25 protein-coding genes are annotated in these 26,944 nt (G+C 62.9%); 8 read left to right on the forward strand and 17 right to left on the reverse strand.

Translation table 11 applies throughout. The features are described 5' to 3' along the window. Nucleotides 1-375: a nuclear transport factor 2 family protein gene (locus tag ACR0AO_RS15520; protein WP_480496461.1), complete on the reverse strand. Its 375-nt coding sequence runs from the start codon at nucleotides 373-375 to the stop codon at nucleotides 1-3. 535 nt (nucleotides 376-910) lie between these two features. After that, entirely contained in the window at nucleotides 911-1,165 is a 255-nt protein-coding gene (locus ACR0AO_RS15525; RefSeq protein ID WP_480605150.1) for a BolA family protein, read from the reverse strand. Nucleotides 1,166-1,272: 107 nt separating this feature from the next. Between ACR0AO_RS15525 and ACR0AO_RS15530 the strand changes: the two genes are divergently transcribed. Then, nucleotides 1,273-1,899 (forward strand): J domain-containing protein, encoded by a 627-nt coding sequence (locus ACR0AO_RS15530; protein WP_480605152.1) that lies wholly within the window; start codon nucleotides 1,273-1,275, stop codon nucleotides 1,897-1,899. A gap of 65 nt (nucleotides 1,900-1,964) precedes the next feature. Here ACR0AO_RS15530 and ACR0AO_RS15535 read toward each other — a convergent pair whose 3' ends face one another. After that, nucleotides 1,965-3,509: an arylsulfatase gene (locus ACR0AO_RS15535; RefSeq protein WP_480605154.1), complete on the reverse strand. Its 1,545-nt coding sequence runs from the start codon at nucleotides 3,507-3,509 to the stop codon at nucleotides 1,965-1,967. 302 nt (nucleotides 3,510-3,811) lie between these two features. Here ACR0AO_RS15535 and cobS point away from each other — a divergent pair, with 302 nt between their 5' ends. The 6 genes from cobS to ACR0AO_RS15565 all read left to right on the forward strand — a co-directional run bounded on the left by cobS (nucleotide 3,812) and on the right by ACR0AO_RS15565 (nucleotide 11,151). After that, nucleotides 3,812-4,798 (forward strand): cobaltochelatase subunit CobS, encoded by a 987-nt coding sequence (gene cobS / locus ACR0AO_RS15540; protein WP_480605156.1) that lies wholly within the window; start codon nucleotides 3,812-3,814, stop codon nucleotides 4,796-4,798. Between the two features lie 13 nt (nucleotides 4,799-4,811). Next, a complete protein-coding gene (locus tag ACR0AO_RS15545) occupies nucleotides 4,812-5,510 on the forward strand; it encodes an aspartate/glutamate racemase family protein (RefSeq protein ID WP_480605158.1) in 699 nt (232 codons plus the stop codon). After that, a complete protein-coding gene (gene cobT / locus ACR0AO_RS15550; protein ID WP_480605160.1) occupies nucleotides 5,510-7,387 on the forward strand; it encodes a cobaltochelatase subunit CobT in 1,878 nt (625 codons plus the stop codon). Before ACR0AO_RS15545 ends, cobT begins: the two co-directional genes overlap by 1 nt. A gap of 322 nt (nucleotides 7,388-7,709) precedes the next feature. After that, the gene (locus ACR0AO_RS15555) at nucleotides 7,710-8,873 is read left to right on the forward strand and encodes an alpha/beta hydrolase (protein ID WP_480605162.1); all 1,164 of its coding nucleotides are present in this window, start codon (nucleotides 7,710-7,712) and stop codon (nucleotides 8,871-8,873) included. 79 nt (nucleotides 8,874-8,952) lie between these two features. Next, complete coding sequence (locus ACR0AO_RS15560; RefSeq protein ID WP_480605164.1) at nucleotides 8,953-10,743, forward strand: aminopeptidase P family protein; 1,791 nt, start codon at nucleotides 8,953-8,955, stop codon at nucleotides 10,741-10,743. Between the two features lie 63 nt (nucleotides 10,744-10,806). Beyond that, nucleotides 10,807-11,151 (forward strand): DUF427 domain-containing protein, encoded by a 345-nt coding sequence (locus ACR0AO_RS15565; protein WP_480605166.1) that lies wholly within the window; start codon nucleotides 10,807-10,809, stop codon nucleotides 11,149-11,151. A 15-nt stretch (nucleotides 11,152-11,166) separates the two neighbouring features. On the opposite strand, the gene ACR0AO_RS15570 is transcribed toward ACR0AO_RS15565, so the two are convergent. From ACR0AO_RS15570 to murB, 10 genes are all read right to left on the reverse strand, one after another. Continuing rightward, a complete protein-coding gene (locus ACR0AO_RS15570) occupies nucleotides 11,167-12,852 on the reverse strand; it encodes a chloride channel protein (RefSeq protein ID WP_480605168.1) in 1,686 nt (561 codons plus the stop codon). 102 nt (nucleotides 12,853-12,954) lie between these two features. Next, a complete protein-coding gene (recN, locus tag ACR0AO_RS15575) occupies nucleotides 12,955-14,604 on the reverse strand; it encodes a DNA repair protein RecN (protein WP_480605170.1) in 1,650 nt (549 codons plus the stop codon). A 33-nt stretch (nucleotides 14,605-14,637) separates the two neighbouring features. Continuing rightward, nucleotides 14,638-15,489 (reverse strand): outer membrane protein assembly factor BamD, encoded by an 852-nt coding sequence (locus ACR0AO_RS15580; RefSeq protein WP_480605172.1) that lies wholly within the window; start codon nucleotides 15,487-15,489, stop codon nucleotides 14,638-14,640. A 127-nt stretch (nucleotides 15,490-15,616) separates the two neighbouring features. Next, the gene (lpxC, locus tag ACR0AO_RS15585; RefSeq protein ID WP_480605174.1) at nucleotides 15,617-16,537 is read right to left on the reverse strand and encodes a UDP-3-O-acyl-N-acetylglucosamine deacetylase; all 921 of its coding nucleotides are present in this window, start codon (nucleotides 16,535-16,537) and stop codon (nucleotides 15,617-15,619) included. Between the two features lie 213 nt (nucleotides 16,538-16,750). Further along, nucleotides 16,751-18,370: a cell division protein FtsZ gene (gene ftsZ / locus ACR0AO_RS15590; protein ID WP_480605176.1), complete on the reverse strand. Its 1,620-nt coding sequence runs from the start codon at nucleotides 18,368-18,370 to the stop codon at nucleotides 16,751-16,753. Between the two features lie 351 nt (nucleotides 18,371-18,721). Then, nucleotides 18,722-19,141: a hypothetical protein gene (locus ACR0AO_RS15595; protein ID WP_480605178.1), complete on the reverse strand. Its 420-nt coding sequence runs from the start codon at nucleotides 19,139-19,141 to the stop codon at nucleotides 18,722-18,724. Next, nucleotides 19,128-20,462: a cell division protein FtsA gene (ftsA, locus tag ACR0AO_RS15600; protein ID WP_480605229.1), complete on the reverse strand. Its 1,335-nt coding sequence runs from the start codon at nucleotides 20,460-20,462 to the stop codon at nucleotides 19,128-19,130. The genes ACR0AO_RS15595 and ftsA overlap by 14 nt, the downstream gene beginning before the upstream one ends. A 4-nt stretch (nucleotides 20,463-20,466) precedes the next feature. Beyond that, entirely contained in the window at nucleotides 20,467-21,468 is a 1,002-nt protein-coding gene (locus ACR0AO_RS15605) for a cell division protein FtsQ/DivIB (RefSeq protein ID WP_480605180.1), read from the reverse strand. Further along, on the reverse strand, nucleotides 21,456-22,376 hold the full coding sequence (locus tag ACR0AO_RS15610) for a D-alanine--D-alanine ligase (protein WP_480605181.1): 921 nt from the start codon (nucleotides 22,374-22,376) through the stop codon (nucleotides 21,456-21,458). The genes ACR0AO_RS15605 and ACR0AO_RS15610 overlap by 13 nt, the downstream gene beginning before the upstream one ends. A gap of 107 nt (nucleotides 22,377-22,483) precedes the next feature. Continuing rightward, complete coding sequence (murB, locus tag ACR0AO_RS15615) at nucleotides 22,484-23,410, reverse strand: UDP-N-acetylmuramate dehydrogenase (protein ID WP_480605183.1); 927 nt, start codon at nucleotides 23,408-23,410, stop codon at nucleotides 22,484-22,486. Between the two features lie 72 nt (nucleotides 23,411-23,482). On the opposite strand from murB, the gene ACR0AO_RS15620 reads away from it, so the two are divergent. Beyond that, nucleotides 23,483-24,829, forward strand: coding sequence for an adenylate/guanylate cyclase domain-containing protein (locus ACR0AO_RS15620; RefSeq protein WP_480605184.1), 1,347 nt, complete (start codon nucleotides 23,483-23,485; stop codon nucleotides 24,827-24,829). Nucleotides 24,830-24,838: 9 nt separating this feature from the next. Here the strand turns inward: ACR0AO_RS15620 and ACR0AO_RS15625 are convergent, their stop codons facing one another. From ACR0AO_RS15625 to ACR0AO_RS15640, 4 genes are read right to left on the reverse strand one after another with little or no spacing between them, the layout of a single operon-like run. Next, nucleotides 24,839-25,132 (reverse strand): hypothetical protein, encoded by a 294-nt coding sequence (locus ACR0AO_RS15625; protein WP_480605186.1) that lies wholly within the window; start codon nucleotides 25,130-25,132, stop codon nucleotides 24,839-24,841. 15 nt (nucleotides 25,133-25,147) lie between these two features. Further along, the gene (locus ACR0AO_RS15630; RefSeq protein WP_480605188.1) at nucleotides 25,148-25,414 is read right to left on the reverse strand and encodes a DUF2484 family protein; all 267 of its coding nucleotides are present in this window, start codon (nucleotides 25,412-25,414) and stop codon (nucleotides 25,148-25,150) included. Beyond that, nucleotides 25,411-25,665, reverse strand: coding sequence for a DUF2484 family protein (locus tag ACR0AO_RS15635; protein ID WP_480605190.1), 255 nt, complete (start codon nucleotides 25,663-25,665; stop codon nucleotides 25,411-25,413). The genes ACR0AO_RS15630 and ACR0AO_RS15635 overlap by 4 nt, the downstream gene beginning before the upstream one ends. Further along, on the reverse strand, nucleotides 25,662-26,849 hold the full coding sequence (locus ACR0AO_RS15640; RefSeq protein WP_480605192.1) for an APC family permease: 1,188 nt from the start codon (nucleotides 26,847-26,849) through the stop codon (nucleotides 25,662-25,664). Before ACR0AO_RS15640 ends, ACR0AO_RS15635 begins: the two co-directional genes overlap by 4 nt. Nucleotides 26,850-26,944 lie beyond the last annotated feature (95 nt).

Genomic DNA, 26,944 nt, shown 5'->3' on the forward strand with positions numbered 1-26,944 from the left:
TCAGAACGCAGATTTCCATTGCTCGGTATCGACAAACCAGCGTTCTTCGGTGATCAGGTCATCAGAATTGAACTTGAATAACACCGCGCATTGCGAGCCGTTTGGCAGTTTGTCAGACCTAAACTCTACAACGTTCATGATCTCATTGTCACCCGGGCAAAAACGCAGGTCAGTTATGTCGAAGCCCGGAGGCAGCGCTTGACCAATCCCGTCAAGAGCCGATCTAAAAGCAATCCGGCCCTCCAATACATCATTCTGGCCGGGCAAGACGAATATCATATCCTCAGCATAGAAACTCGCAAGCTTGTCCATTTCCCCAGCCGCAAGCGCTGCCCAACCTGCCTTCAGATCTTCTAATTGTTTTTCATGTGCCATTTTATAATACCCCTGTCGGCAAATGCGCGTTCTCAGAAAGTGTACCATTTTTTCCGTAGGTCGGAGAATTTTCCGGCAGTTTGACGCGGTGCCTTTTGGCAATGACAGAAATAGCCTGCTTGGGGCGACTGCCGGTATAGTTCGTGTAAAGAATACTGATCGGTTCACGAATGGCCGGAACGACCGACCGCTGTGCAGCACCGTGATCTCTCGTCGAGCGTCTGTTCTGGACTGACCTAGCAAGACTGCCGGCACGGTGAAACGTGACCTGGACAATCTCACTAACTGCGCATTGATGTCATTGGGGCTTCGCGCAGCATCGGTCTGTGTGGGCTCCATCCAGCCAATCGCGGCGTCCGGTTTGAAGGGCCGCTGTCTGGACTCCGCCCAAACTTTGCAACGCCCGAGGTCTGCGCATCGCGGAGGTTCGGTTTTGCCAACAGCAAATGCCCGGAATATCCCGCTTGCTGTTGGTTTCCGGTTCCCTATCAGCGCCAACTCAGCTTTCAAAAGCGAGCTGTGGGAAACCTCTGACCTAGCCGCCGATATCCAGCGACAGCGCGTGAATGCGCGGCACGATATCGCCCAGGGCGGCATGCACCGCCCGGTGGCGGGCGACGCGGGATTTGCCGGCAAAGGCCTCGGCGCGGATGCGGACGTTGAAATGGCTTTCGCCCCCGTCGCGGTATCCCGCATGGCCGCGATGGCTCTCGCTGTCGTCGATCACTTCAAGTTCGCGCGGGTCAAACGCGGCGGTCAGGCGGTCGCGGATGGTTTCTGTCATGCTCATTTCTGCTCATGCGGCAAAATAATTGCCGCCCCCCTCTTCTATCTTCGGCGTCTTAGATTAAACTGCTGCCTCCGAGTCGGAAAGACGAGTTCGTAAGGAGCAGCGCCATGGTAAAATCAGACCCGTTCGGGTTCGATATGTCGGTCTCATCCGCCAAAAAGAAAAACCCCCGCGGGCGACGGGGCATGTCGGGCGCGTCCGAGACCTCGACCCGCGTCTGCGATCACGAAGGGTGTCAGGAGGCGGGCAAATACCGCGCGCCCAAGGCGCCGGATGTCCTGGACGAATTCTTCTGGTTCTGCCAGCAGCATGTGCGCGAATATAACCAGAAATGGAACTTTTTCGACGGCACCACCGAGGCGGAACTGAACGCGCAGCGCTCCAAGGACAAGGTGTGGGAGCGCGAGACCAAACCCATGGGCGACCCCGAGGCCCGCGCCTGGGCACGTCTGGGCATCGAGGACCCGCATCAGGTGCTGGGCCAGAACGCCACCAAAAACCCCGGTCGCACCTCGGGCGGCGGCGGTCGCCGCCTGCCCCCGACCGAACGCCGCGCCATCGAGATCCTCGAAGCCAAGGACAGTTGGACCAAGGCCGAGGTGCGCAAGGCCTACAAGAAGCTGATCAAGGTGCTGCATCCCGACATGAACGGCGGCGACCGGTCTCAGGAAGAGCAATTGCAGGAGGTCGTCTGGGCCTGGGACCAGATCAAGGACAGCCGGAACTTTAAATAAATCTTGTGCAATAACGAAAACAGGGCGCCCGGGTGGACGCCCTATTTTGTTTGCGGAGGTTGGATTTATCCGCCCTGATTGCGTTGAAGAGATTCCAGAACCTGATCAATCGAGAAACTGGCCGGTTTCTGCCTTGGCGGGTAATCCTGGAACGTTCCGAGAAACTGCGCGACGAATGCCTGCGCGGGAACCAGCAGATAGGTCCGGTCCAGCCGCCATTTCGGATAGCCGATGGATTCGTGTTCGGCGCGTTCGAACGGGTCGGAATAGAGGTCGATGATTTTCGGCAGGCGCAGGAAGGTCAGCGGCTCCTGCCAGACGTCGAACCCGTGGGCACGCTGTTCGGCAAAGACGACCTTCCACCGGTTGTAGCGCAGATTGACCAGATCGCCGCCATCCGAGAAGTAAAGGAATTCGCGGCGGGGCCCTTCCTCGGCTTCGCCCTTGAAGTAGGGCAGGAAGTTATAGCCATCGAGATGCACCGGCTCGTTGGCCTCGCCGAAGGGTGCCTCGGTCAGCATGGATTCTTTCATGTTCGCGTCGCCAAGGGCGGCCATGAACGTCGGGAACCAGTCAAGATGGCTGATGATCTCGTTGGACTTGCGCCCCGGTTCGATCACACCGGGCCATTTCAGCAGCAGCGGCACGCGATAGCCGCCTTCCCAGTTGTCATTCTTTTCGCCCCGGAATGGGGTAGTGCCGCCATCCGGCCAGCTGAACACCTCGGCCCCGTTGTCGGTTGAATACATCACAACCGTGTTTTCGGCGATGCCAAGCTCTTCCAGCTTGTCGAGCATCTGGCCGACCATCTTGTCGTGCTCGACCATGCCGTCCGGGTAGACCCCCAGGCCCGTCACGCCCTGGCTTTCTTCCTTAAGGTGGGTGAAGATGTGCATCCGGGTGGTGTTGTACCAAAGGAAGAAGGGCTTATCTTGATCGACCGCCCTGTCGATAAAGTCGAGCGCGCCTGCGGTCACTTCCTCGTCGATGGTTTCCATCCGCTTGCGCGTCAGCGGGCCGGTATCTTCGACATTACCGTCCGAACTGGACCGGATCACACCGCGCGGGCCGAAATTTTCGCGGAATTCGGGATTCTTGGGATAGTCGACATTTTCTGGCTCTTCCTCGGCATTGAGGTGATAGAGATTGCCGAAGAATTCATCGAAACCGTGGTTGGTCGGCAGGTGTTCATCCCGGTCGCCGAGGTGGTTTTTACCATACTGACCGGTCATGTAGCCTTTGGACTTCATGTATTCGGCGATGGTAGGGTCCTTCTCGCTCATCCCCTCCTTGGCACCGGGCAATCCAACCTTGAGCAGTCCGGTGCGAAAGCCGGACTGGCCGGTGATAAAGCTGGCGCGACCTGCGGTACAGGATTGTTCGCCATAGGCATGGGTGAACAGCATCCCGTCGTTGGCGATACGGTCGATATTGGGGGTTTCATACCCCATCATGCCCTGATTGTAGGCGCTGACATTCCAATAGCCGATGTCATCGCCCCAGATGATCAGGAAGTTCAGCGGTTTTTCCTGAGCAACCGCAGGCAGGGCCAGTCCGACGCCCAAAATCCCAACGGCAATTAGGTCTTTCATATTACCGAAATTCGACATTTCATTCCCTCAATTGTTGCTTTGAAAATACGGCCCCGGACCAGGCGCCAAAGCGCGCGTGACGCCAAGACCACTGCCAGTATTAACAGAAAATGCGCTGTGTTTGTTAAGTTTGGCACAAAACCGGCCAGCGACCGCTTGACAAGTGACGGCGTGCCTTTGGCCTGCGGATAGGGCCAGTTTCAAAGAAACGCCTTGTCATGTGGCGGCGTGCGAGGCTTTCCCTTGCCCTTGTCTGCAATATGTTGCACCACACACGGGTTCAAACCCGACAAGCGGGGCAAAGGATAAGGACGAGGCGCATGGCTGACGGATCGATCGACATCAACGCAAAACCCACCGAAGATATCTCGGTCCGGGACGTATTCGGCATTGATACCGACATGAAGATCAAAGGCTTTGCCGAGGCCAGTGACCGCGTGCCGGTGATCGACCACACATACAAGTTCGACCCGGAAACCACGCTGGCGATCCTGGCAGGCTTTGCCCACAATCGCCGGGTGATGATCCAGGGCTATCACGGCACCGGCAAGTCAACCCATATCGAACAGGTCGCCGCCCGTCTGAACTGGCCCGCCGTGCGGGTGAACCTGGACAGCCATATTTCCCGGATCGACCTGATCGGCAAGGACGCCATCAAGCTGCGCGACGGCAAGCAGGTCACCGAGTTCCACGAAGGCATCCTGCCCTGGGCGCTGCGCAACCCTGTCGCCATCGTGTTCGACGAATACGATGCCGGCCGCGCCGATGTGATGTTCGTGATCCAGCGTGTCCTGGAGCATGACGGCAAGCTGACCCTGCTGGACCAGAACGAGATCATCACACCGAACCCGAACTTCCGCCTGTTCGCCACCGCCAACACCGTGGGTCTGGGCGACACCACCGGCCTCTATCACGGGGTGCAGCAGATCAACCAGGCGCAGATGGACCGCTGGTCGCTGGTCTCGACCCTGAACTATCTGAGCCACGACGCCGAGACGATGATCGTTCTGTCGAAGGCGCCGCATTACAACACCGCAACGGGGCGCAAGACCGTGAGCCAGATGGTGACGGTGGCCGACCTGACCCGGACCGCGTTCATGAATGGCGATCTGTCCACGGTGATGAGCCCGCGGACGGTGATCAACTGGGCGCAGAATGCCGAGATCTTCCGCAATGTGGGCTATGCGTTCCGCCTGAGCTTCCTGAACAAGTGCGACGAGCTGGAGCGCCAGACCGTGGCCGAATTCTATCAGCGCTGCTTTGACGAAGAACTGCCGGAAAGCGCAGCGAGCGCAAGCCTGGGGTGACGGGAGGTCCGCCATGCATATCGGTTTGATTGGCGGGATCGGAGTTGCGGCGACGGTGGTTTATTATCAGCGGCTGACTGCCGCTGTGGCCGCGCAAGGCAAGCGGCTGGAGCTGACCATCGTTCATGCGGATGTGCAGGATCTGGTGCGAACCAATCTGGCCGATGACCGGGACACGCAGGCGCAGATCTATGCGGGCCTGATCGACCGGCTGAAAGCAGCGGGCGCCGACTGCGCAGCGATCACATCGCTGGGCGGGCATTTCTGCTATGACGAGACGGTGGCGGTATCCTCGTTGCCGTTGATATCGGCGGTCAAACCTTTGGATGCCTATTTCGCCTCGCAAGGGTTCGGAACCGTCGGGTTGCTGGGTACGCGCGTGGTGATGCGAACGAAACTCTATGGACAGCTTGCGGAGACCGGCGCGGTCGCATTGGAAGGCGAGATCGACACGCTGGGGCAGACCTATCAGGACATGGCGATTGCAGGGGTATGTTCAGCGTCCGACCGCGCCCTATTTCTGGATGCAGGCCGCCGCATGGTCAACGATCTCGGCGCCGATGCCATTGTGCTGGCGGGCACCGATCTGAATCTGGCCTTTGACGGGCAGGAACCGGGGTATACTGTGGTGGATGCGCTGGATGTGCATGTGGATGTGCTGGCGCGGCTGGCGACCGGTGAGATGACGCTTGAACAAGCAGGGGCCGATTGATGAAAAAACCCAACGACAACCCCGCCGATCCGTTCAAGAAGGCGCTGGCCGAGGCCACCAAGGTGATGGCCGATGATCCCGAATTGAACGTCTCGTACACGGTTGACCCTTCGGGCCTGTCGGGCGAGTCGATGCGGCTGCCGCAAGTCTCGCGGCGCATGACTCGGGAAGAGGTGCTTTTGGCGCGCGGCACGGCGGATGCGCTGGCTTTGCAACGCCGCTATCACGACGATGCCACCCATGCGCGCTATGCGCCGCCGGGGGACATGGCGCGCGATCTTTATGAGGCGATGGAGGTTGCCCGCTGCGAGGCGATGGGCGCGCGCGACATGCCGGGCACGGCCAGCAATATCGACGTCAAGATCAGCCATGAAGCGATCCGGCGCGGCTATGACCAGTGCAAACAGCCCGCCGAGGCGCCGCTGCCGGTGGCCGCCGGATATCTGATCCGGCATCTGGCGACCGGGCGCGACCTGCCGCCTGCGGCGGAGAATGTGATGAACCTGTGGCGCGGCTTTATCGAGGAGCAGGCGGGCGGGACGCTGGAGAATCTCGACGATACCCTTTCGGACCAGGCCGCATTCGCGAAGTTCGCACGGCAGATGATCAAGGATCTGGGCTATGGCGACCAGCTGGGCGACGATCCGGACGAGCTGGACGAGGATCAGGAGGATCAGGCCGAGGACGACGCCGAGGAACAGCCCGACCCCGACAGCACCGGGCAGGACGATCAGGAGGATCAGGACGCCGACGCCGATCCCGAGCAGAGCCAGGAAGAACAGCAGGACCAGTCTCAGGCCCAGGTCTCGATGGACGAGATGGCCGAGGACGACATGGGTGACGAGATCGAGATGCCCGAGGGCGAAGCGCCGCAGGAGCCGCCTGCGCCGCCGCCTGCGTCCGAGGCCGATCCGGATTACAAGGTGTACCTCAACACTCATGACGAGGAGATCGCAGCCGAGGATCTGGCGGAACCCGCCGAGCTGGAGCGGCTGCGGGCCTATCTGGATCAGCAGCTGGAGCCGCTGAAGGGGGCTGTCAGCCGCCTGGCCAACAAGTTGCAACGCCGCCTTCAGGCACAGCAGAACCGCAGTTGGGAGTTCGACCGCGAGGAAGGCATTCTCGATGCCGGGCGTCTGGCGCGGGTGGTGGCGAACCCGACCACGCCGCTGAGTTTCAAGGTCGAGAAGGATACCGAGTTCCGCGACACGGTGGTGACTTTGTTGCTGGATAATTCAGGGTCCATGCGCGGGCGTCCGATTTCCATCGCCGCGATCTGTGCCGATGTTCTGGCGCGGACGTTGGAGCGGTGCAACGTGAAGGTCGAGATTCTGGGCTTTACCACCCGCGCGTGGAAGGGCGGTCAGGCGCGCGAGGCGTGGCTGAACGATGGCCGTCCGCAGCAGCCCGGACGCCTGAACGACCTGCGCCACATCATCTATAAGGGGGCCGACGCGCCCTGGCGGCGGGCGCGGCCCAATCTGGGGCTGATGATGAAAGAGGGCCTGCTGAAGGAAAACATCGACGGCGAGGCGCTGGAATGGGCGCATCGGCGGATGCTGGCCCGGCGGGAACAGCGCAAGATCCTGATGGTGATTTCGGACGGCGCGCCGGTTGACGATTCAACGCTCAGCGTCAATCCGGCGAACTATCTGGAAAAACATCTGCGCGACGTGATCGCGATGGTGGAAAAGCGCAGGATCGTCGAACTGCTGGCCATCGGCATCGGTCATGACGTGACCCGGTACTATGACCGTGCGGTGACCATCACCGATGTCGAACAGCTGGCCGGTGCGATGACCGAACAACTGGCGGCGCTGTTCGACAGTGATCCCCGTGCACGGGCGCGGGTGATGGGGATGAAGAAGGCCAGTTAAATCCGGGCGCCCTGTCTGATCAGTCTAAGCAACAGTTGTATCCAGCGGCGCTGAGGGGGTGCCGCATATACTTCGCCGGCCACTTCGTTATCGCGCGTTTCGTTCAAACACTGTCGGTCGGACCGCTGATATCTGGCGGCGGGATGGCGCAGCAAGGCTGTGTCGAATGGGGGCATCATGGCCGGGTCCTCCTGTAGCGATAGCCCAAGCCTGGATGAACGCTGCCCTTTGCGCTTGAAGAACAGCCTTGGATTTCCCTTAGAAACTCCTGTTTTTGCTACGACGCCTTGCCGGATCGGCGACGGATCAGTGATAGTCCGGTATGCGTTACGAATTTGCCGATTGCGTTCTGGATGCTGACGAGCACGTGCTGCTACGGGGGCAGGAACCCGTCGCCGTTGAGCCCCAAGTCTTTGATCTGTTGCATCTTCTGGTCAGAAACGCAGGACAACTTGTCAGCCGGGATGAGATTGTTGAACAGGTTTGGGACGGGCGGATCGTCTCGGATTCGGCCATAAGTGCGCGTATTGCGGCCGCCCGTAAGGCAGTCGGTGACGATGGAAAATCCCAGGATGTCATTCAGACAATCGCCCGGCGCGGGCTGAAACTGGTAGCCAAAGTTTCATCGGACAGGCTGCATCGCATATCCGTTGCGCAATCCGAACAGCGCATCCGGCACACGCAGACACGCGAAGGCCAATCGTTGGCTTTCACTGTCACCGGGTCCGGGCCGCCTGTCGTTCGGAGCGCATATGCCACAACGGATCTGGAGGCCGAGTGGAATACGCCTTCGGAACGAACGCTCTTTGAGACCGTTTCTGCGCATCACGCGCTGTTGCGGTTCGATCCCATCGGGTTTGGCCGTTCGGATCGCGCGCATGAGGCGTTTTCCTTCGACAGGCAAGCCGAGAACCTGATCACGGCTGCGGATGCTGCCGGGTTCGATCAGTTCGCGCTCTATTCAGAATCCGGCGGTGCTCTGTCTGCGGTGCGTGTCGCCGCCAGACACCCGGACCGGGTGCGCTGTCTCGCCATCATCGGCGGCTATGCCGAGGGGCGCGGCCGTCGCGAGCCGGAGGTCAGGTCAGATGCGCTGCGCTCGCTGGCCGCCGAGGGCTGGAACGCGCCCGAGATCAGTTTTGTATCCGCCATGCTACTGAGTTATTTTCCCGAAGGTCCGCTGGAAGCCGTGCATGACATGGCCCGCAACATGATCAGCGCGAGTTCCGAGAGCGCCATTCTGAAGGTCCGAGATGCCATTCACGAAGGTTCCGTGCTGCCGCTTTTGTCCTTGGTCCAATGCCCCACGCTGATCGTCCATTCGCGGCATGACAATGTACATCCCCTGTCCGAAGCTCAGAAACTGGCTGCCGGAATTCCCAAGGCGGAACTGATCGTGCTGGATACTGCGAACCACATTCCCTTGCCCGGAAATGCGGTGTGGGACGAGTTTGCGAATGTTCTGCTGAACTTTCTGGCCGGTTAGATCAGCGGCAATCCTATCTGGACATTTTCTTTGCCACGCACCACTTTCCGGCCATAAACAAACGACGGGCAGGATCACCATGTTCCAGACATTCGAAGTAACCGCGCGCCCGGAACAGGGACCGCCGCGTCTGGCCGCTTTGCGCGGGGAAATGATGCGTGAGGGGCTGGACGGGTTTCTGATCCCGCGGGCGGATGCGCATCAGGGGGAATATGTCGCGGCACGGGACGACCGGCTGGCCTGGCTGACCGGGTTTACCGGGTCGGCGGGGTTTTGCGTGGCGCTGAAGGATGTGGCGGCTGTGTTTGTCGACGGGCGTTATCGCACACAGGTCAAGGCGCAGGTAGCGGATGTCTTTGCGCCGGTGCCCTGGCCGGATGTGAGCCTGTCACAATGGCTGAAAGAGCAACTGCCCGAAGGCGGCCACGTGGGGTTCGACCCGTGGCTGCACGCGGCGGGGCAGATCAAGAGCGTCACGGCCGAGCTGGAAGGGTCCGGCGTCGAGTTGGTGCGCTGTGACAATCTGGTGGACCGGATCTGGACGGATCAGCCGGCACCGCCGATGAACCCGGTCAAGGCCCATCCCATCGAATTCGCCGGCGAAAGTGCCGGGGACAAGATCGCGCGTCTGGCCGGGGATCTGGTCAAGGCCCGGCGCAAGGCGGCAGCAATCACCCTGCCCGACTCGATCATGTGGCTGCTGAACATTCGCGGCTCGGATATCCCCCGCAATCCGGTGGCGCACGGGTTCGCCATTCTGACCGCGGAGGGCCGGGTTGATCTGTTCATGGCCGCCGAAAAGCTGGACGGCCTGCAGGAGCATCTGGGCACACGGGTCACGGTGCAGGAGCCGGAGCGGTTCCTGCCGGCGGTCAAGGCGCTGGACGGGCCGGTGCAGGTGGACCCAGGCACGGTGCCGCAGATCGTGGCGGATGCCCTGGGCGGCAAGCTGGTCGATGGTGGCGATCCCTGCGCCCTGCCCAAGGCGCGCAAGAACGCCGCCGAGATCGCCGGAACCGCCGAGGCGCATCTGCGGGATGCGGCGGCGGTGACAGAGCTTTTGTGCTGGCTGGATAGGCAAGCCTTTGGAACCGTGACCGAAACACAGGTGGTCACCAGGCTCGAGGAATATCGCCGCCGGGACAATGCCTTGCAGGAGATCTCGTTCGATACCATCGCGGGCACCGGCCCCAACGGCGCGATCATGCATTACCGGGTAACGGAAGAGACCGACACCACATTGCAGGACGGGCATCTGCTGGTGCTGGACAGTGGCGGGCAATATCTGGACGGCACCACCGACATCACCCGCACCATCGCCATTGGCGAGGTTGGGGACGAAAAAAAGGCCAGTTTCACCCGTGTGCTGAAAGGCATGATCGCAATGTCGATGCTGCGCTGGCCGGTGGGGTTGGCCGGGCGCGACATAGAATGCGTGGCACGGGCGCCGCTGTGGCAGGCGGGGCAGGATTTCAACCACGGGGTCGGGCACGGCGTCGGCGCGTATCTGAGCGTTCACGAAGGGCCGCAGCGGCTGTCGCGTCTCAGCCATGTGCCACTGGAACCGGGCATGATCCTGTCGAACGAGCCGGGATACTATCGCGAAGGCGCGTTCGGCATCCGGATCGAGAACCTTGTCGTCGTGCAAGAGGCCCCCGCCCTACCCACGGGCGATTCCGAACGTGCCATGCTGAACTGGCGCACACTGACCTATGTCCCGATTGACCGGCGGTTGATTGTGGGGGATATGTTGGCGGCGAATGAGCGGGCCTGGCTCAACGCCTATCACCGCGATGTAGCGGACAAAGTCGGCCCGAGGCTCAGCCCGGACGCGCAGCGGTGGCTGGAGGCCGCAACCGAACCGGTCTGACACCCGGTTGTTACACAAGAAGGGCACTGGAGAGGCTCTGACACCATAAGGGAAGGAACAGGAATGGATGATCACATCAAGATTCGGAAAGCGCCCGGCAAATGGAGCGTGCGTTCAGGCGGTGCGATCCTGGGCGAGACGAGCAACGCGCTGGAGCTGAGCGAAGGTGATCTGCCCCCAGTTATCTATTTCCCCCGCGCCGATATCGCGATGGCGTTTCTGGACCGCACCGACAAGGTGACCCATTGCCCGCACAAGGGCGATGCGGCGCATTTTTCCATCGTCAACAAATCCTCGGTGACCGAAAACGCGGTCTGGAGCTATGAGAACCCGATCCAGGCATTGCATGAGATCAAAGGCCATCTGGCATTCTACCGCAACGACACGGTTAAGGTTGAGCAGCTGTAGGGCTGCAACAGACGGCTAAGAATGCTCTTCGGCAGCAGTCGCCGCCAATGCCCGGTTATAGGCCTTGAGCGCGTCGATGTGATACAGGACGCCTACGGGCGTTTCTGTGCCGTCGTCTTCGCGGATCACCACCGGGATGCAGTCCACGTCGTCGCGGTCAAAGAACGGCATCGCCGCCTCAAGCGTTGAACCGGCGCCGATGCAGAGGCCCTGAGCGGTGAGTTCACGGCATTCCTCGACACTCAGCGCGCGCGGATCGCCAAGCGGGCGCATCACGGCGCCGGCGCGCAGCATCGCCAGCAGATAGGCTTGCGGACCGGCGGCCAGATGCACGTCACGCCGTTCAAGCTGGGTCAGGAAAAAGGACCCGTCCACCATGCGTGAGGCCAGCGCCGTCGACATCGACACCGACACCATCACCGCCAAACCGATCTGCCAGTCGCCGGTCAGTTCAAAGACGATCAGCGTTGTCGAGATCGGCGCGCCCAGCACCGCCGCCGCAACCGCGCCCATGCCCGCAAATGCATAAAGCGCGTCGGTGCCCGAAACATGGGGCAGAAGGCCGGTGGCGATATAGCCAAAGGCCAGCCCGGTCAGTGCCCCGATCATCAGGGATGGGGAAAACACACCGCCGCCCATGCGCCCGCCCATGGTGATGGCCAGCGCCACGGTCTTGACCACCGCGAACACGATGGCCGTGGTCAGGGCCAGTTCGCCGCTCAGCGCGAGGATCGTGGTTTCATAGCCGACGCCGATGATATGCGGGAACCAGATGGCGATCAGGCCCAGCATCGCGCCGGATACGGCCGGGCGCAGCCAGCGCGGCAGAGACAATCGGTTCTGGATATGGGTGCCGATATCCTCGGCAAAGAAGATCGACCGCATCAGCAACAGCGACACGAGACCGCAGATCAGCCCCAGCAGCAGGAAGGCGGGCAGTTCGACGTAGAATTGCAACGAACCCGGCGTTTCCAGAACGAATTCGGTCACGTCGCCGTATTCCAGCCGGTTGATGACGGTGCCCGCGACCGCGGCAATGACGATGGGCGCGAAGGCGTGAATGGCAAAATGGCGCAGCACGACTTCGAGCGCGAACAGCGCCCCGGCGATGGGGGCGTTGAAGCTGGCGGAAACCGCCGCCGCAACCGCGCAGCCCAGCAGGTCGCGCCCGGTGATGCCGTCGGCATGTATCCTGTCGCTGACCCATGTCGAAATGACGCCCGCCATATGAACCACTGGCCCTTCACGGCCCGACGAACCGCCCGAACTAAGCGTGATCAGCGAGGCGAACATCGAAGCGATTCCGGCGCGGATCTCGACCCGGCCATCGGTCAGCGCCGAGCCCTCGATCACGTCGGCGACCGAGCGTACCCGCCCATCATCGGTGAAATGATTCAGGATCAGCCCGACGACGAGGCCGCCGACGATGGGGATGATCAGAATCCAGTACCACGGCAGCTTTTCCGCGAAACTGTGCAGGAACTGCACGTTGTCGGTACCATAGAGATTGGCCTGCAGCGCTGCGATACCCTTGCGGAAGAACAGCGCCGCGAACCCGGCGGCGATGCCGATCAGAAGCGCGATGAACCAGAATTGGATCTGGCTTGGGCCGCGCCGGCGCAGCACGCGCCATGCATCCCTGACCGCGGCGAGAGCCTGCCGGATCTGATCGCGCAAAACGGTGCGGGTGGACTGCGTCATCGCGCCCCTCGTTTCCTCGGATATCCCTTAGTAAGCCACGAGGCCAAAACAGAAAAGGCGGTTCACGACAGTGTGCCCCTTGCGTTGCGGCAGGACCTCGGGTCAGGCGTGCAGAAGGGCACGGGCGGCGGCGCGGGCCTCGTCGGTGATGGTGTCGCCCGCGACCATGCGGGCAATCTCGTCCACCCGCTCATCAGGGCCGAGGTGCAGCACGGTCGACAGGGTCTGCCCATCGGCGACCTGTTTCTGCACGCGCCAGTGATGCGCGGCGCGGGCGGCGACCTGCGGCGAGTGGGTGACGACCAGCACCTGCCCGCCCTGCGCCAGCGCCGCCAGCCTGCGGCCCACCGCATCCGCCGTGGCGCCGCCGACGCCGCGGTCGATCTCGTCAAAGATCATCGTGCGGCTGCCGTCATCGCCGCTGAGACAGACCTTGAGTGCCAGCAGAAAGCGGCTGAGTTCCCCGCCCGAGGCGATCTTGTTGAGCGGCCCGGCCGGCGCGCCTGGGTTGGTGGCCACGGTGAAGGCCACCGTGTCGCGGCCCTCGGGGCCCGGCTCGGCCTCGGTCAGGCCGGTCCGGAACACCGCGCGTTCCATCCTGAGCGGCGCTAGCTCGGCCATGACCGCCTGGTCGAGGCGACCGGCGGCCTCGGCCCGGGCGGCGGTCAGGGCGCGGGTGGCGGTGTCATAGACGCGCTGCGCCTTGGTGAGTGCCGCGCGGCGGTCCGACAGCTCGGCATCGCTGGCCTCCAGCTTGCTGAGCCGCGCCCGCAGCGTGTCGGCGAAACCGCCCAGATCGTCGGGCGCGACATCATGCTTGCGGGCCAGTGCGCGGATGGCAAAGAGGCGTTCTTCGGCCCGTTCCAGTTCGGTTGGGTCGAACTCCAGCGCCTCCAGACAGGCACCGACACCGTCCTGCGCCTCGCCCAGTTCGATCATGGCGCGGCCGAGCGCGGCGATGGGGTCTTCCAACTGGCCGCCTGCCTTTTCGGATACGCCTTCGAGCCATCGCAGAGCGTCGCCCATCGTCCCTTCGGCACCATCGCCACCAAGCAGCTCAAAGGCGCGGGCAACGTCGTCGCGGATGCGTTCGGCCCCCTGCATCATACGCCGGCGGGCGTCCAGTTCGGCATCTTCGCCCGGCTGCGGGTCGAGCTTGTCCAACTCGCCCACGGCATGGCGCAGAAACTCTTCCTCGGCGCGGACGGCGTTGACGGCGGCTTCGGTTTCGGCCAGCGCCCTGCGGGCCGCGGACAGCCCCGACCAGGCGCTGCGCGTGTCGGCCACGGCGGCGTCGAGGCCGGCATAGGCATCAAGCATGGCGCGATGGCCGCGCGGGTTCAACAGGCCCCTGTCGTCGTGCTGGCCATGCAGTTCGATCAGTGTCTCGGACAGCGCCCGCAGCACCTCGCCGGAGCAGCGGCGGTCGTTGACCCATGCGGTCTTGCGCCCGTCCGCCGTGTTGACCCGGCGCAGGACCAGTTCATCGCCCGCCGGTATCCCGGCCTCGGTCAGCACTGCCAGGGCGGGGTGGCCGTCGGGCAGATCGAACTCGGCCACGACCTCGCCCTGCTCGGCCCCCTGCCGGACCAGCTCGGCACGCCCGCGCCAGCCCAGAACAAAACCAAGTGAATCGAGCAGAATCGACTTGCCCGCCCCGGTTTCGCCAGTCAGCACGTTGAGACCCGGCTGAAAGGACAGTTCCAGCCGGTCGATGATCAGCATGTCGCGAATATCAAGCGCCCGCAGCATTGGTCCTAATCCCTCAGACCTGCCCGCATGGCGTTACAACCACTGTCCCTTGATCGACTGGCGGTAGATCTGGCTGAGCCAGTTGTCGCCGCTGGATTTGAGTTCCAGCCCGCGCGATGTCAGCAGCTTGTAACTGCTCTCGTACCAGTCAGTGGACTGGTAGTTATAGCCCAGGATCGCGCCCGCGGTCTGCGCCTCGTCCACCAGACCGAGCGACAGGTAGGATTCCACCAACCGGTGCAGCGCCTCGGCTGTATGGGTGGTGGTCTGGAAATCCTCGACCACGACGCGGAAGCGGTTGATCGCCGCCGTATAGTGCTCCTTGCGCAGATAGAAGCGCCCGATCTCCATCTCCTTGCCGGCCAGATGGTCGAAAGCGAGATCGAATTTCAGAATCGCCGAGGTGGCGTATTCACTGTCGGGATAGACCTCGATCACCGTGCGCAGCGCCTGCAGCGCCTGGAAGGTCAGCCCCTGGTCGCGGCCCACCTCGTCGATCTGGTCGTAATAGCTGAGCGCCAGAAGGTACTGGGCATAGGCCGCGTCTTCGTCCGCCGGGTAAAAATCGATATAGCGCTGCGCGGCGGCGCGGCTTTCTTCGTAGTTCTTGTCGGAATGATACGAAAAGGCCTGCATGATCAGCGCCCGCCGCGCCCAATCCGAATAGGGATACAGCCGCTCGATCTCGGAAAAGTACCAGGCCGCGTCGTCTTCGCGGCTTTGCGCAAGCTCGAATTCGCCGCGGGCAAAGATCTGTTCCGGTGTATAACCTTCGAGATTCTGCGTGCGGTCGGCAGAGCGCCGGGCAAAACCGCTGCAGGATGCCAGGGCAGCCGCCAGAAGAATTGCGCCCGCAAGCCTGACTGCCGCTTTGCTGCCAACCATACCGCCCATCCTTGCCTTCTTCTGTCGTGGGGTGCGCCCCGGATCGGGCTTTGGTCTAGCACATAAAATTCCGGTGCAAAACGCCTTATCAACGCCTTCGGTGATTTGCTGCGATCAAGACCGGGTGTCAGGCAACTTCGGGGATTTCGGACCAGACAAGCCCCTGCCCCGGCAGGCGCGCGGCCTGTTCGGGCGTGCACAGCACGGGGCGCACGGCGCCCGGTGTCTCAAACAGTTTGCGCAACAGCGTGTTGGTCATCGTGTGCCCGGACTTGTCGCCGATATAATGGCCCAGAATCGGCCCCCCCGCGAGATAGAGATCACCCAGCGCGTCCAGCATCTTGTGGCGCACCGCCTCGTCCCCATAGCGGAAACCGCCCGGTGTCAGAACCTGCGCGCCATGCACCACGACCGCGTTGTCGAGTGACCCCCCCAGCGCCAGACCGTTGGCGCGCATCGCCTCGACATCCGAGCGGCGGCAGAAGGTACGGCAATCGCTGAGTTCGCGGGCGAAGGAGCCGTTGCGCATGTCCAGAACCTTGGTCTGGCGGCCGATTGCCTCGTCCTCGAATTCGATATGGAATTCGATCGTCATCCCGTCGGCGGGCAGCAGCGTTGCCTGCGCGCCTTCGCGCTGCGCCGTCACCGGCTTGAGCACCTGATAGGCCAGAACCGGGCTGGCCTGGCGCCGCACGCCGCGCCCCATGATGCCGCGCACGAAATCGACCGCGGATCCGTCCATGATCGGCACTTCGGGTCCATCGATTTCGATCAGCGCATTATGCACACCGCACCCGGCCAGCGCCGCCATGATATGTTCGACGGTCGAAACGGAAACCCCGGCATGGTTCACAAGACGGGTGCAGAGCGGGGTGCGCTCAACCACATCGTAGGAGGCCGGGATCATCGCATTGCCAAGCTCGATATCGGTGCGTTTGAACCAGATGCCATGGCCAGCCGCTGCCGGTCGCAGAACCATCGTGGCGGGTTGGCCGCCATGCAGACCAATGCCCTTGAATGCGACCGGGGATTTGAGCGTGTGTTGCAAAATGTGCCTCTGCGAGCTGTGTCCAACCTCAGGCGGCTGTGTTGGGCAATCAGTTAAGGGAGCGGGGCGTTACACACAATTCACTCTTTGTAACTGAATGAAACAAGTGTGTGACAGATCGGCAGAACCCTGCCTACACTGCCGTAACAGGCTGAACAAAAAGAAAAAAGGGTCGCCCGAAGGCGACCCTTAATGGTCATTTTGTTACCGCCGTCAGTTGGCCTGACGCCGCAGGAACGCAGGGATTTCGATGCGCTCTTGTTCGGGATCGGCCTCGTCATGCGCAGGTGCCGTAGCGTCACGCTGGCGCATGGGCGGCTGGTGGCGCACCGGCTGCGACGGCGTGTCGGCGGCGTGTCCGGTCATGCGGTCGATCAGCCGGTTGAAGCCGAAACGCGGCTTGTCCTGCGCCGCCTCGGGCTGCGTCTGCACCGGTTCCGCCATCGGGCGGCGCTGTTGTGCAGCGGGCACTTTCTGTACTGCCGCCTGCAACCGGCGCAGCGCCTCGGGCGACGGCGTTCCCGGCGTCGACGCACGGGGCGCGACAAAGGAATCCGGCGCGGTTTCCTGCGCCTCGACCTGCGGTTCGAACTCCGGCACTCTCGGCTGATAGGCGGGCGGCGGCAGGCCGTCGTCTTCCATCACTTCCGGTTCGGGATCGAAGCTTGCCACGGCGGCGTGAGCCTCCTCTTCCGGCTCGGCTGCCTCGAAGAGCGACGGTTCGCGCTCGGCCACCGGCTCGGGGCGGGTTTCGGCGGCAACCGGTGCCGGCTCGGCAGCGATCGGCGTCACTTCTTCGACCGGAGCGGTACGCGCCAGCGGGGTCGAGATCGAGCGGCGGGCAACGGGGATCTCTGCATGCACGTCCGAGGCGTCGATGCCGGTGGCAACCACCGAAACGCGCATGGTGCCTTCCATGTCGGGGTCCAGCGTCGAGCCGACGATGATGTTGGCGTCGGGGTCCACTTCCTCGCGGATGCGGTTGGCGGCCTCGTCCAGCTCGAACAGGGTCAGGTCGTGGCTGCCGGTGATATTGATCAGCACGCCCTTGGCACCCTTGAGGCTGATTTCGTCCAGCAGCGGGTTGGCGATGGCCTTTTCGGCGGCCTGAACGGCGCGGTCTTCACCGTCGGCCTCGCCCGTGCCCATCATCGCCTTGCCCATCTCGTCCATCACCGCGCGCACGTCGGCAAAGTCGAGGTTGATCAGGCCCGGACGCACCATCAGGTCCGTGACGCCCTTGACGCCCTGATACAGCACGTCATCGGCCATCGAGAACGCTTCGGTGAACGTGGTCTTTTCGTTGGCGAGGCGGAACAGGTTCTGGTTCGGGATGATGATCAGTGTGTCGACCACCTGTTGCAGCATATCGACGCCATCCTCGGCCTGACGCATCCGCTTGGCGCCTTCGAACTGGAACGGCTTGGTGACGACGCCGACGGTCAGCACGCCCAGCTCACGCGCGGCCTGAGCGATGATGGGGGCGGCACCAGTGCCTGTGCCGCCACCCATCCCGGCGGTGATGAAGCACATATGCGCACCCGCCAGATGGTCGACGATCTGTTCGATGCTTTCCTCGGCTGCCGCTGCGCCCACGGCGGGACGCGCGCCTGCGCCCAGGCCTTCGGTCACCTTGACGCCCAGTTGCACCCGCGCCTGCGACTGGCTTTGCTGCAACGCCTGCGCGTCGGTGTTGGCGACAACGAAATCGACGCCCTCAAGCCGTTTTTCAATCATGTTGTTGACGGCGTTACCGCCTGCCCCGCCAACGCCAAATACGGTGATCCGAGGCTTCAGTTCGTCGTGCCCGGGCATCGAAAGATTCAATGTCATGCTCTGTCCGCCTGTTTTTATGTTGCCGCAAAATACGGTTTATTCTGACCTATCCACCAATGATTTTACCGTTTGAAATCCAAAACGTCACCAGAAAAATCACGCGAATCCACAAAATATGGAGGAAACATGGCTTGAAACAGCGGCATTTTGCCGTCGTCGCCATATGTTGCGGCAGAAGGCTTGTGCAGCACTACACACCAAGAGAGCGCACCCGCCTAACGGAATGCGTCACAATCGGCTGATCACTCTTTCCAGGTCGCGGAAAACTGCTCAATGTCCTGCCGCTGGGCCTCTGCCGGGCCTTGTGGATATCTTGCGGGATTACACGCCCGGCTGCAACCGGTTTCTTTAGCTGATCGGGACACTTGGACAGTTCAGCCCATCTTTGGTGATGCTGCGGACCTCTTGCGTTTCGGTGCCGACAAAGCGGGCCAGACGCACCATCAGCCGGTCGTTATGCAGGAAGGGCCACCAGCAGACCGGCAAGCCGTCGGGCGCATCATCGTAGAGGAAACAGATCTGGCCGTTGGGCGTGGTGATCTGGCCGTAGACGCAGCCCTGCCCCTCCGGCCGCCAGACCGAGAGCGACCGGCTGAGGAAGTCTTCGGTCCCGACCAGCAAACCCGTGCGGATTTCGTGGAACCTGACGGTTTTTCCGACCACGGCGTCCAGAAACTGGTCAGGTGAGATCAGCGTCTGAGCCGAAACCGCGACGGGAGAGACGGCCGCGCAAAGGACCGCACGGCGCAGGGCTTTACCAATTGTCACGGAACCAGCGCACCGCGCGTTTGAACGGGCGGGCGTTGAAGGGATCCGTCGGCATTTCGAAATCCCACCATTCGTCCTGCGGATGGGCGGCGAAAAGGCTGAGGCCCACCGCCGAGGAAAAGCCCGGCCCGGTCGCCGATTGAGGCAGGCCGTGCACCCGCAGAGGGCGGCCGAGGCGGACGCGCTGGCCCAGGATGCGGCTGGCCAGCCCGTCCAAACCAGTGACCTGGCTGGCGCCGCCGGTCAGGACGATCTGCTGGGTGGGCAGATGCTCGAACCCGGCGGCATCCAGACGCACGCGCACCTCTTCGAGGATTTCCTCGACACGCGGACGCATGATGCCGATCAGTTCGGCCCGGCTGACGGTGCGGCGGTCGTGCTCCCAATCGCCGGTATCGCCGCCGATGTCGATCAGGTCGCGGTCGTCTGCGCCGGTCGCGTGCACACCGCCATTGACGTTCTTGATGCGCTCGGCGATGGGCGCAGGAACGCCCAGACCCATCGAAATGTCACTGGTGACGTGATCGCCGCCCATGCGGACGCAATCTGCATAGATCATGTGTTTCTTGAGAAAGATCGAAACGCTGGTCGTGCCGCCACCCATGTCGATACAGGCCGCGCCCAATTCCTGTTCATCCTCGACCAGCGCCGAGATGCCCGAGACGTAAGCCGAGTTGGCGATGCCCGCAAGTTCCAGGTCGCAGCGCTTGATACACTGAACGATATTATGGATCGCCGGGGCGTCGACGGTCAGCATGTGCATGTCCACCGCCAGCGTCTGCCCCAGTTGCCCGCGCGGATCGATCAGGCCCGAGCGGTTGTCGAGCGCGAAATTGACCGGCTGGGCGTGCACCACCTCGCGCCCTGCCCCGTAATCGGGCACATCACAGGCACTCAGGACGCGGCCGATATCCGCCTCGCTGACCAGCTGCGCCTCCAGATCGATCTGCGCATCCAGCCCATACGAGCGGGGATTGGCCCCCGAGAAACAGGCGATGACGTGATCGACGCGGATTTCGGCCATCTTCTGCGCCGCCTGCACGGCAGTGCGTATGGCGCGTTCGGTTTCCTGCATGGCGGTGACTTCGCCGAACTGAACCCCGCGTGAGCGGGTGGTCGCCGCGCCGATCACCCGGAACCCGGTCTGCCCGGCCATCGAGCCGATGGAATTGTCTTCGCTCAGCCGCCCGGCGGCGTCGAAGCGCAGCACCAGGCACGCGATCTTGGAGCTGCCCACATCCAGAATGGCCACCACGCCCCGTTGCATTGCCTGCCGGCGCATCTGCCGCATGGCCCTTTGTGACTGATAGAGATCCGTCATCATACTATTGCCCGCTCTTTACCGTTACTTTCGTATTCCACCATTCTGCGCTGGCGGTTTCGTTCATCCTGATGGTCGGTCGCGACCCGATGCGCATGTCCACTGCGGCGACGTCGCGCTCCAGCAGATCCTGCACCTCGCTGACCGCGAGCACCCGTTCCAGCGCCTGTACCGGGCGCTCGGTCGGCAGCATGATGCGTTGGTTGCGGTCCAGCACCAGATCCCAGCGCCGCTCACCAACACGTACCAGACCGCGAACCCGGTCGCCCAGCGCCCGCGCCGTGCGGATCAGGGCCAGCGCCTCACCGACATGGGCATCCGCGCCCTCGCCGGCGATCACCGGCAGGTCGGGACGATCGGCGCGCGCGGCGATGTCATCCACATGCGCGCCGGTCTCGTCCAGCATCTCGACCCCGTCCCAGGTGCGCCAGACCACGACCGGCTCGCGTTCGAGCACATCGACCTGCAGGATGCCGCCCGGACGGATTCGAACACTTACCGACTTGACCGGGTCGAGGCCGGCAATGGTGTCGCGGATCTGGTCGGCATCCAGGTCGAAGGAACTGATCGGGAAATCCAGCGGCACCACCTCGCGGATATCCTCGGACAGGTTGACGCCCGCACCGTCGATGGCCATCAGGTTGACCATGAATTCCGGGCGCTCCTCGAACGAGGTGCGCAGCTCGGAGAAAAATCCATGCACCGCGTCGCGCCGCTGATCATCGGCGAAATACGCAGTTCCGGCCACGAAAACGGCGGTAAAGGGAATCCCCATGCGCAGTCCCAGCCGGATGCCGGGGGTCAGCATCCAGCGCTGGAAACGGAAACTTAGCCGTGACGGGGCCGGATCGGCCTTTCGGCCTGTCCGGCGGCGGCCCATCCGCAGACGAAACCGGGGCTGAACGCGGTGGGACGATGTATCGGCGACGGCAAATTCGGCATCCTCATCCGTCAGAGGCTTTTCCCGCCAGGCCACAAGCTCGCGATGCGGTCTTACCGGTCGCATGAGGCGTCCTCCACCATCCAGGCGCAAAGCTGGCCAAAGGTCATCCCCAGATATTCGCCCTGTTCCGGAACCAGCGAGGTCGGGGTCATGCCGGGCTGGGTGTTGGTTTCCAGCAGGAACAGGCCGTCGGCGCCCTTGCTGTCGTCCCAGCGGAAATCCGTGCGGCTAACGCCCCGACATCCGAGCACGTCATGTGCACGCCGCGCAAATTCCATGCACCGGTCAAAAATCCCCGGCGGAACATCGGCGGGCAGCACGTGCCAAGAGCCGCCGGGCTTGTATTTGGCGTCGTAGTCGTACCAGCCATCGGTCATGATCTCGGTCACGGTCAGTGCCCGGTCATCCATCACGGTCACGGTCAGTTCGCGCCCCGCCACATACTGTTCGACCATAACCTGGTCGGGCATGTCATCCGCCAGCTTCGGCGGACCGTTCGCGCCTTCGTGCACCAGATAGATGCCGACGCTGGAGCCTTCGTTATTGGGTTTGACCACGTAGGGGGCTGCCATAACGTGGCCTGCCATCACCTCTGTCTTGGGCACGATCACACTATCTGCAACGGGCAGCCCCGCCACGCGGAACGCTTCTTTGCTGCGCTGCTTGTCCATGGCCAGCGCCGAGGCCAGCACGCCGGAATGCGTATAGGGAATGCGCATCCATTCAAGCAGGCCCTGCACGCAGCCATCCTCGCCCCAGCGGCCATGCAGGGCGTTGAACACCACATCCGGCTTGATTTCCTGAAGGCGTGCATAGAGGTCGGAACCGGCATCCAGTTCGACCACTTCAATGCCTTCTCCCCTGAGGGCGGCTGCGCATTCGCGCCCGCTGCTGAGCGAAACCTCGCGTTCTTTCGAGGGTCCGCCCATCAATACCGCCACTTTGGGGTTTGTCCTGCTCGACCTACCCACGTTCGTGCGCCTCAATGTCCCCGGGCCTTATTCGGTGGCCCGTGCTGCTGTGTTATGCCTTTGATCCGCCGCCTTGTTTTGCCTGTTCTGGTCGACGGTCGGGGCTGCTATTTCTTGAGCGGGTCACCGACCCGCATGATTTCCCACTCTAGCGTGATGCCGCTTGTTTCGTAAACCTTTTTTCGCACCTCTTCGCCCAGACCTTCGAGATCTGCGGCGGTCGCGCCACCGGTGTTGATCAGAAAGTTGGGATGCTTTTCGCTCATCTGCGCGCCGCCCTTGCGGGCGCCGCGCAGACCGGCGTTGTCGATCACTTTCCAGGCTTTCAGATCATGGGTGTCATCGGCCCGCCCGGTCGAGGAAAACCCGGCCGGATTGCGAAAGGTCGAGCCGGCGCTGCGGTCCCTGGTGGGCTGGGTTTCGTCGCGCTTTTGCAATTGCGCGTCCATGCGCGCGTGCAGCTCATCCGGCGAAGCGGAAGGCCCCGCCATCTTTGCCGCGACCAGCACCGCGCCCTCGGGCAGGTCGGACTGGCGGTAGCGGAAGTTCAGGTCGGCGCCGGTCAGCTCGGCGATGTCGCCGTCGCGCAGGACCACGGTGGCGGATTGAAACACATCGGCCATGTAGCTGCCATAGCAGCCCGCGTTCATCCGCACGGCGCCGCCGACCGAACCGGGGATGGTGCGCAGAAAGGTCAGGTCAACGCCCGCATCCGCCGCCTTGCGCGCCACATGCGCGTCCAGCGCGGCGGCGCCCGCGACAACAGTATTGCCATCGACCGAGATGCCGTTGAAGCCGCGCCCGAGCCGGATCACCACCGCACGCAGACCGCCGTCGCGGACGATGAGGTTGGAGCCCACGCCCATAGGGAAAACGGAGACGTCACCCGGCAGGTCCCGCAAAAAGCCCTGCAGGTCTTCCAGATCGGCGGGCTGGAACAACCAATCCGCCGGGCCGCCCACCCGCAGCCAGGTCAGCTCGCAAAGCTCACGGTTGGGTGTCAGTCTGCCACGGATCGTGTCGGTCGGGATCATGGGACTCTTCCGTTTAGGTCGGTTTGGTGCATCTAGCCCGGTTTCACATCCGGAACAACGCGGAAGACCGTCTTGGCGCGGAAAATCCGGCACTTGATCGGCAAGCCATTGCCCGGCACGATTGTTCGCACCTTGCCGTGGAGGACCGGAGTGCAGCCCATCGGGACCGGATCGAACCTGACAGACATCGACAAGCTGACCGCCCGACTTGCCGACCCGCAGATGGAGCGCCGCTATCTGAAGGCCCGGCTCGACCGCGATCTCAAGCGATTTCGGCTTTCAGCGGTTCTGGCCGGTACGGCCAGTCTGATTTTTGCGCTGCTCGATTGGTCGGTGATCCCGGAAAACGCCGATCTGGCGGTACTCACCCGTCTGATCGTCGCCTTTCCCGGCGCCGGTACGATTTACGTGATGACTTATTTCAGCGCGTTCCGACAGCGGCCCGAGATACTGGCGTGGATCGCCATCGGCACCGCGACACTGTGCTATGCCTTTCTCAATCTGGTCGCCGAAACGCCCGATGAATACCTGTCGGGCTTCGTGATCGTTCAGATGTTTCTGTTCTTCATCCTACCGCTGGGCTTTGCGACCGCCGTCGCGATCGGATCGATTTGCACCTTTGCCTTTGCGCTCAGTTTCACGCTCGCGCGGGATCTGGCCTTCGGCAGCCTGGTGACGATCTATTTCCAGTATCTGGTGGTGCTTCTGGTCGGCGGCTTTGCCGTGCACCAGCTGAACGTGTTGCGCCGGCTGGAGTTTCTGAGCGAGCGTAAAGTCGGGCGTCAGAAAACCCGTTATTTCGAGCTGCTGACGCGCATCCTGCCGGGCAGCATCGTGGCGCGGATGGAACGGGGCGAAGAACGTATCGCCGACACCGTGCCGGAGGCGGTGGTGTTGTTTGCCGACGTGGTCGGGTTCACCGAACTGGCCGCGCGAAATTCGCCCGAAGAGGTCGTTGCGTCATTGAACGGGCTGTTCGGCGCATTCGACCGGCTGGTGGCGGCACACGGGCTGGAAAAGATCAAGACCATTGGTGACGCGTATATGGCGGCAGGCGGCGCGCCCGAAGCGTTGCCGGATGCTGCGGATGCTGCTGCGAAACTGGCGCTGGACATGCTGGACTGCGCGGCGGCATTCGAAGGGATGTCGGGCGAACGGCTGCAGATCCGGGTTGGGCTGCATTGCGGGCCGGTGCTGGCCGGTGTGATCGGCGAGTCGCGGTTCGGCTATGATCTGTGGGGCGACACGGTCAACCTTGCCAGCCGCCTGCAGACGCTTGCCGAACCCGGAACAGTCCTTGTCAGTGCCGCCATGCGGCAGTCACTGGTGGACCGGTTCGACCTCGCCGAACTGGGACCGAACGAGATCAAGGGGCTGGGCAAGGTTCCGGTGTGGCGTCTGACCGGGCCAAGCGCCTGACGCTGCCGGTCAAGCCCCGGCGCGACTAGCCAGGCTGCGTCCGCCGACGCCGCCCATGATCACCGCAAACAGGAAGGGCAGTACGCCGCCCGTAAGCCAGACAAAGGGCGCAAAGGCGCGCTCTTCCTCGCCGGTGCCAACGGTGGTCAGCATGACGATCAGTACCAGACCGACCGCCGAGGTCAGGCCGATCAGCCAGAGCAGGTTGCGAAACCCCATCCAGCGGCCCGCGACAAAACCGGCAACAATACCGGACACAAGCGCGATCAGCGGCAGATAGGCAAACGTAGCGATATTCCCCATGACGAGGTCTCCGAATCATTTCTTCGCCGCCTTCAGCCCCTGCATCTTCGACCGAATCCAACGGGTCAGGTAGATCACCGGCCAGCGCAGCATGGACATGCCCGCGGCCATCACCACCAGACCGATCCAGGGGCCGTTTTCATAGGTGACATAACCCAGCAGCGGGATGCCGACGGCAATCAGCACATAGGCCTTGCGCCAGTGGTTGTCCTTGCTCGGAGTCAAGGCGAGTACATTTGCCGCAACGGCCCAGATGCAGGCGAGGGTGAGCGAGACCGTCATTTGCGCCCCTCCGTCTCCGGGCCGCGCCACCTGCGCCAGAAATAGATCAGCGGGTTGCGGAACATCGACAGGAAACCCGCCAGCGCGGCAATGCCAAGAATCCAGCCGTACTGTACCCACAAGATCGCGATCAGAACCGGGGCGGCGGCCAGCAGCATGATGCCGGGAACGTACTGGCGGCGCATCGGCAGGAACGACACCGCGGTCGCGGCAAAGACCCAGGCGATGGCAAGAACGACCGGCAGGCTCATGCGATCCCTCCTATGGCGACGGCAAGCGCGATTGACGACAGTACGAGACCCAGAACCGGAACGGCCATCGGCACACGGAATCGTGCCTCGGGTTCGCGCCGCTTCTGGACGATCAACGCCAGGTTGACCAGAGCAAATACAGCCAGGAGGATCGCCGATGTGGTTTCCGCCAGCGTGGCGAAGGGAACATAGAGCGCGGCGGCGACCACGACGGCGCCGATCAGCACGGTGGCCAGAACCGGCGTCCCCAGTCGCGGATGCGCCCGATGAAAGACGCCCAATGCCGGGCTACGCTTGCCGAGACCAAAAAGAACACGGCTGGCCATGACGATCTGCGCCAACACCCCGTTCAACGCCGCAAAGACGGCGATGGCGGACAGGAACTCGCCCGAGCCGCCGCGCGCGGTCTGCCAGACCAGCGCCAGCGGGCTGCCCGAGGCGGAGAGTTCCGCCAGCGGCACCACCCGGACGGCCGCCCAGCTGACCAGGGCGTAGATCACCGATGTGACGGCCAGTGAAATCAGGATCGCGCGCGGCATCGTCCGCTCGGGCCGGTCGACCTCTTCGGCCATGTTGACGATGTCCTCGAACCCGATAAAGGCAAAAAAGGCCAGCACGCCGCCCAGGCCGATCCCTGTCCAGACCGGCGGCGGTGATGCCGCCCAATCAATCGACGCCTCTCCGCTCAGCCCTGCCCAGCTGACCAGCCCCAATCCGCCGAGTTCGATAGCGGTAAGGACTGCCGCCAGCGCGAGGCTTTCGAGCACACCAAACACGGCGACGGAGGTCAGTGCTGCCCCCAGAACCAGAATGGCCAGCGTCGCGTCCACGTCGATGGCATGGGTGAGATACCCTACCCCGCCACGCAGCACCGCCCCGGCAGACACCGTACCGGCGGTCACAACGGCAAGGCCGACGAAAACCGCCAGCGCCTGGCTGTTCAGGCCGGCGCCGACATAGGCCGCCTCGCCCGCCGCTTCGGGCAGGCGGGTGGAGAATTCGGAATAGCTGAGCGCGGTGGGGGCGGCGATAAGACCGGCCAGAACGAAGGCGAGCGGCGCCCAGATCCCGGCATCCGCCGCGATGGCACCGACCAGCACATAGATACCGGCACCGACCATCACGCCGACGCCATAGGCGGTCAGCAGACCCAATCCTATACGGCGCTTGAGCTCCTGCGCCATATCGTACCCCTTATGTCTTTACGACACGGCCGGATCATTGTCCGGCCGGAACAGAGTACGACTTTCCCTCCCTTACGCCAAGCATGCAGTCGTGA

Source organism: Ruegeria sp. AF8, assembly GCF_056541825.1.

Coding starts and splice junctions, on each gene's coding strand:
- ACR0AO_RS15570 (WP_480605168.1), bottom strand. CDS start 12,852: ATGACGCAGTCCACCCGCACCGTTTTGCGCGATCAGATCCGGCAGGCT.
- ACR0AO_RS15560 (WP_480605164.1), top strand. CDS start 8,953: ATGTTCCAGACATTCGAAGTAACCGCGCGCCCGGAACAGGGACCGCCG.
- murB (WP_480605183.1), bottom strand. CDS start 23,410: ATGATCCCGACCGACACGATCCGTGGCAGACTGACACCCAACCGTGAG.
- ACR0AO_RS15640 (WP_480605192.1), bottom strand. CDS start 26,849: ATGGCGCAGGAGCTCAAGCGCCGTATAGGATTGGGTCTGCTGACCGCC.
- ACR0AO_RS15530 (WP_480605152.1), top strand. CDS start 1,273: ATGGTAAAATCAGACCCGTTCGGGTTCGATATGTCGGTCTCATCCGCC.
- ACR0AO_RS15555 (WP_480605162.1), top strand. CDS start 7,710: ATGCGTTACGAATTTGCCGATTGCGTTCTGGATGCTGACGAGCACGTG.
- ACR0AO_RS15605 (WP_480605180.1), bottom strand. CDS start 21,468: ATGCGACCGGTAAGACCGCATCGCGAGCTTGTGGCCTGGCGGGAAAAG.
- ACR0AO_RS15580 (WP_480605172.1), bottom strand. CDS start 15,489: ATGGTTGGCAGCAAAGCGGCAGTCAGGCTTGCGGGCGCAATTCTTCTG.
- ACR0AO_RS15635 (WP_480605190.1), bottom strand. CDS start 25,665: ATGAGCCTGCCGGTCGTTCTTGCCATCGCCTGGGTCTTTGCCGCGACC.
- cobS (WP_480605156.1), top strand. CDS start 3,812: ATGGCTGACGGATCGATCGACATCAACGCAAAACCCACCGAAGATATC.
- ACR0AO_RS15545 (WP_480605158.1), top strand. CDS start 4,812: ATGCATATCGGTTTGATTGGCGGGATCGGAGTTGCGGCGACGGTGGTT.
- ACR0AO_RS15535 (WP_480605154.1), bottom strand. CDS start 3,509: ATGTCGAATTTCGGTAATATGAAAGACCTAATTGCCGTTGGGATTTTG.
- ACR0AO_RS15525 (WP_480605150.1), bottom strand. CDS start 1,165: ATGAGCATGACAGAAACCATCCGCGACCGCCTGACCGCCGCGTTTGAC.
- ftsZ (WP_480605176.1), bottom strand. CDS start 18,370: ATGACATTGAATCTTTCGATGCCCGGGCACGACGAACTGAAGCCTCGG.
- ACR0AO_RS15565 (WP_480605166.1), top strand. CDS start 10,807: ATGGATGATCACATCAAGATTCGGAAAGCGCCCGGCAAATGGAGCGTG.
- ACR0AO_RS15630 (WP_480605188.1), bottom strand. CDS start 25,414: ATGACGGTCTCGCTCACCCTCGCCTGCATCTGGGCCGTTGCGGCAAAT.
- recN (WP_480605170.1), bottom strand. CDS start 14,604: ATGCTGCGGGCGCTTGATATTCGCGACATGCTGATCATCGACCGGCTG.
- ACR0AO_RS15625 (WP_480605186.1), bottom strand. CDS start 25,132: ATGGGGAATATCGCTACGTTTGCCTATCTGCCGCTGATCGCGCTTGTG.
- ACR0AO_RS15520 (WP_480496461.1), bottom strand. CDS start 375: ATGGCACATGAAAAACAATTAGAAGATCTGAAGGCAGGTTGGGCAGCG.
- ftsA (WP_480605229.1), bottom strand. CDS start 20,462: ATGACGGATCTCTATCAGTCACAAAGGGCCATGCGGCAGATGCGCCGG.
- cobT (WP_480605160.1), top strand. CDS start 5,510: ATGAAAAAACCCAACGACAACCCCGCCGATCCGTTCAAGAAGGCGCTG.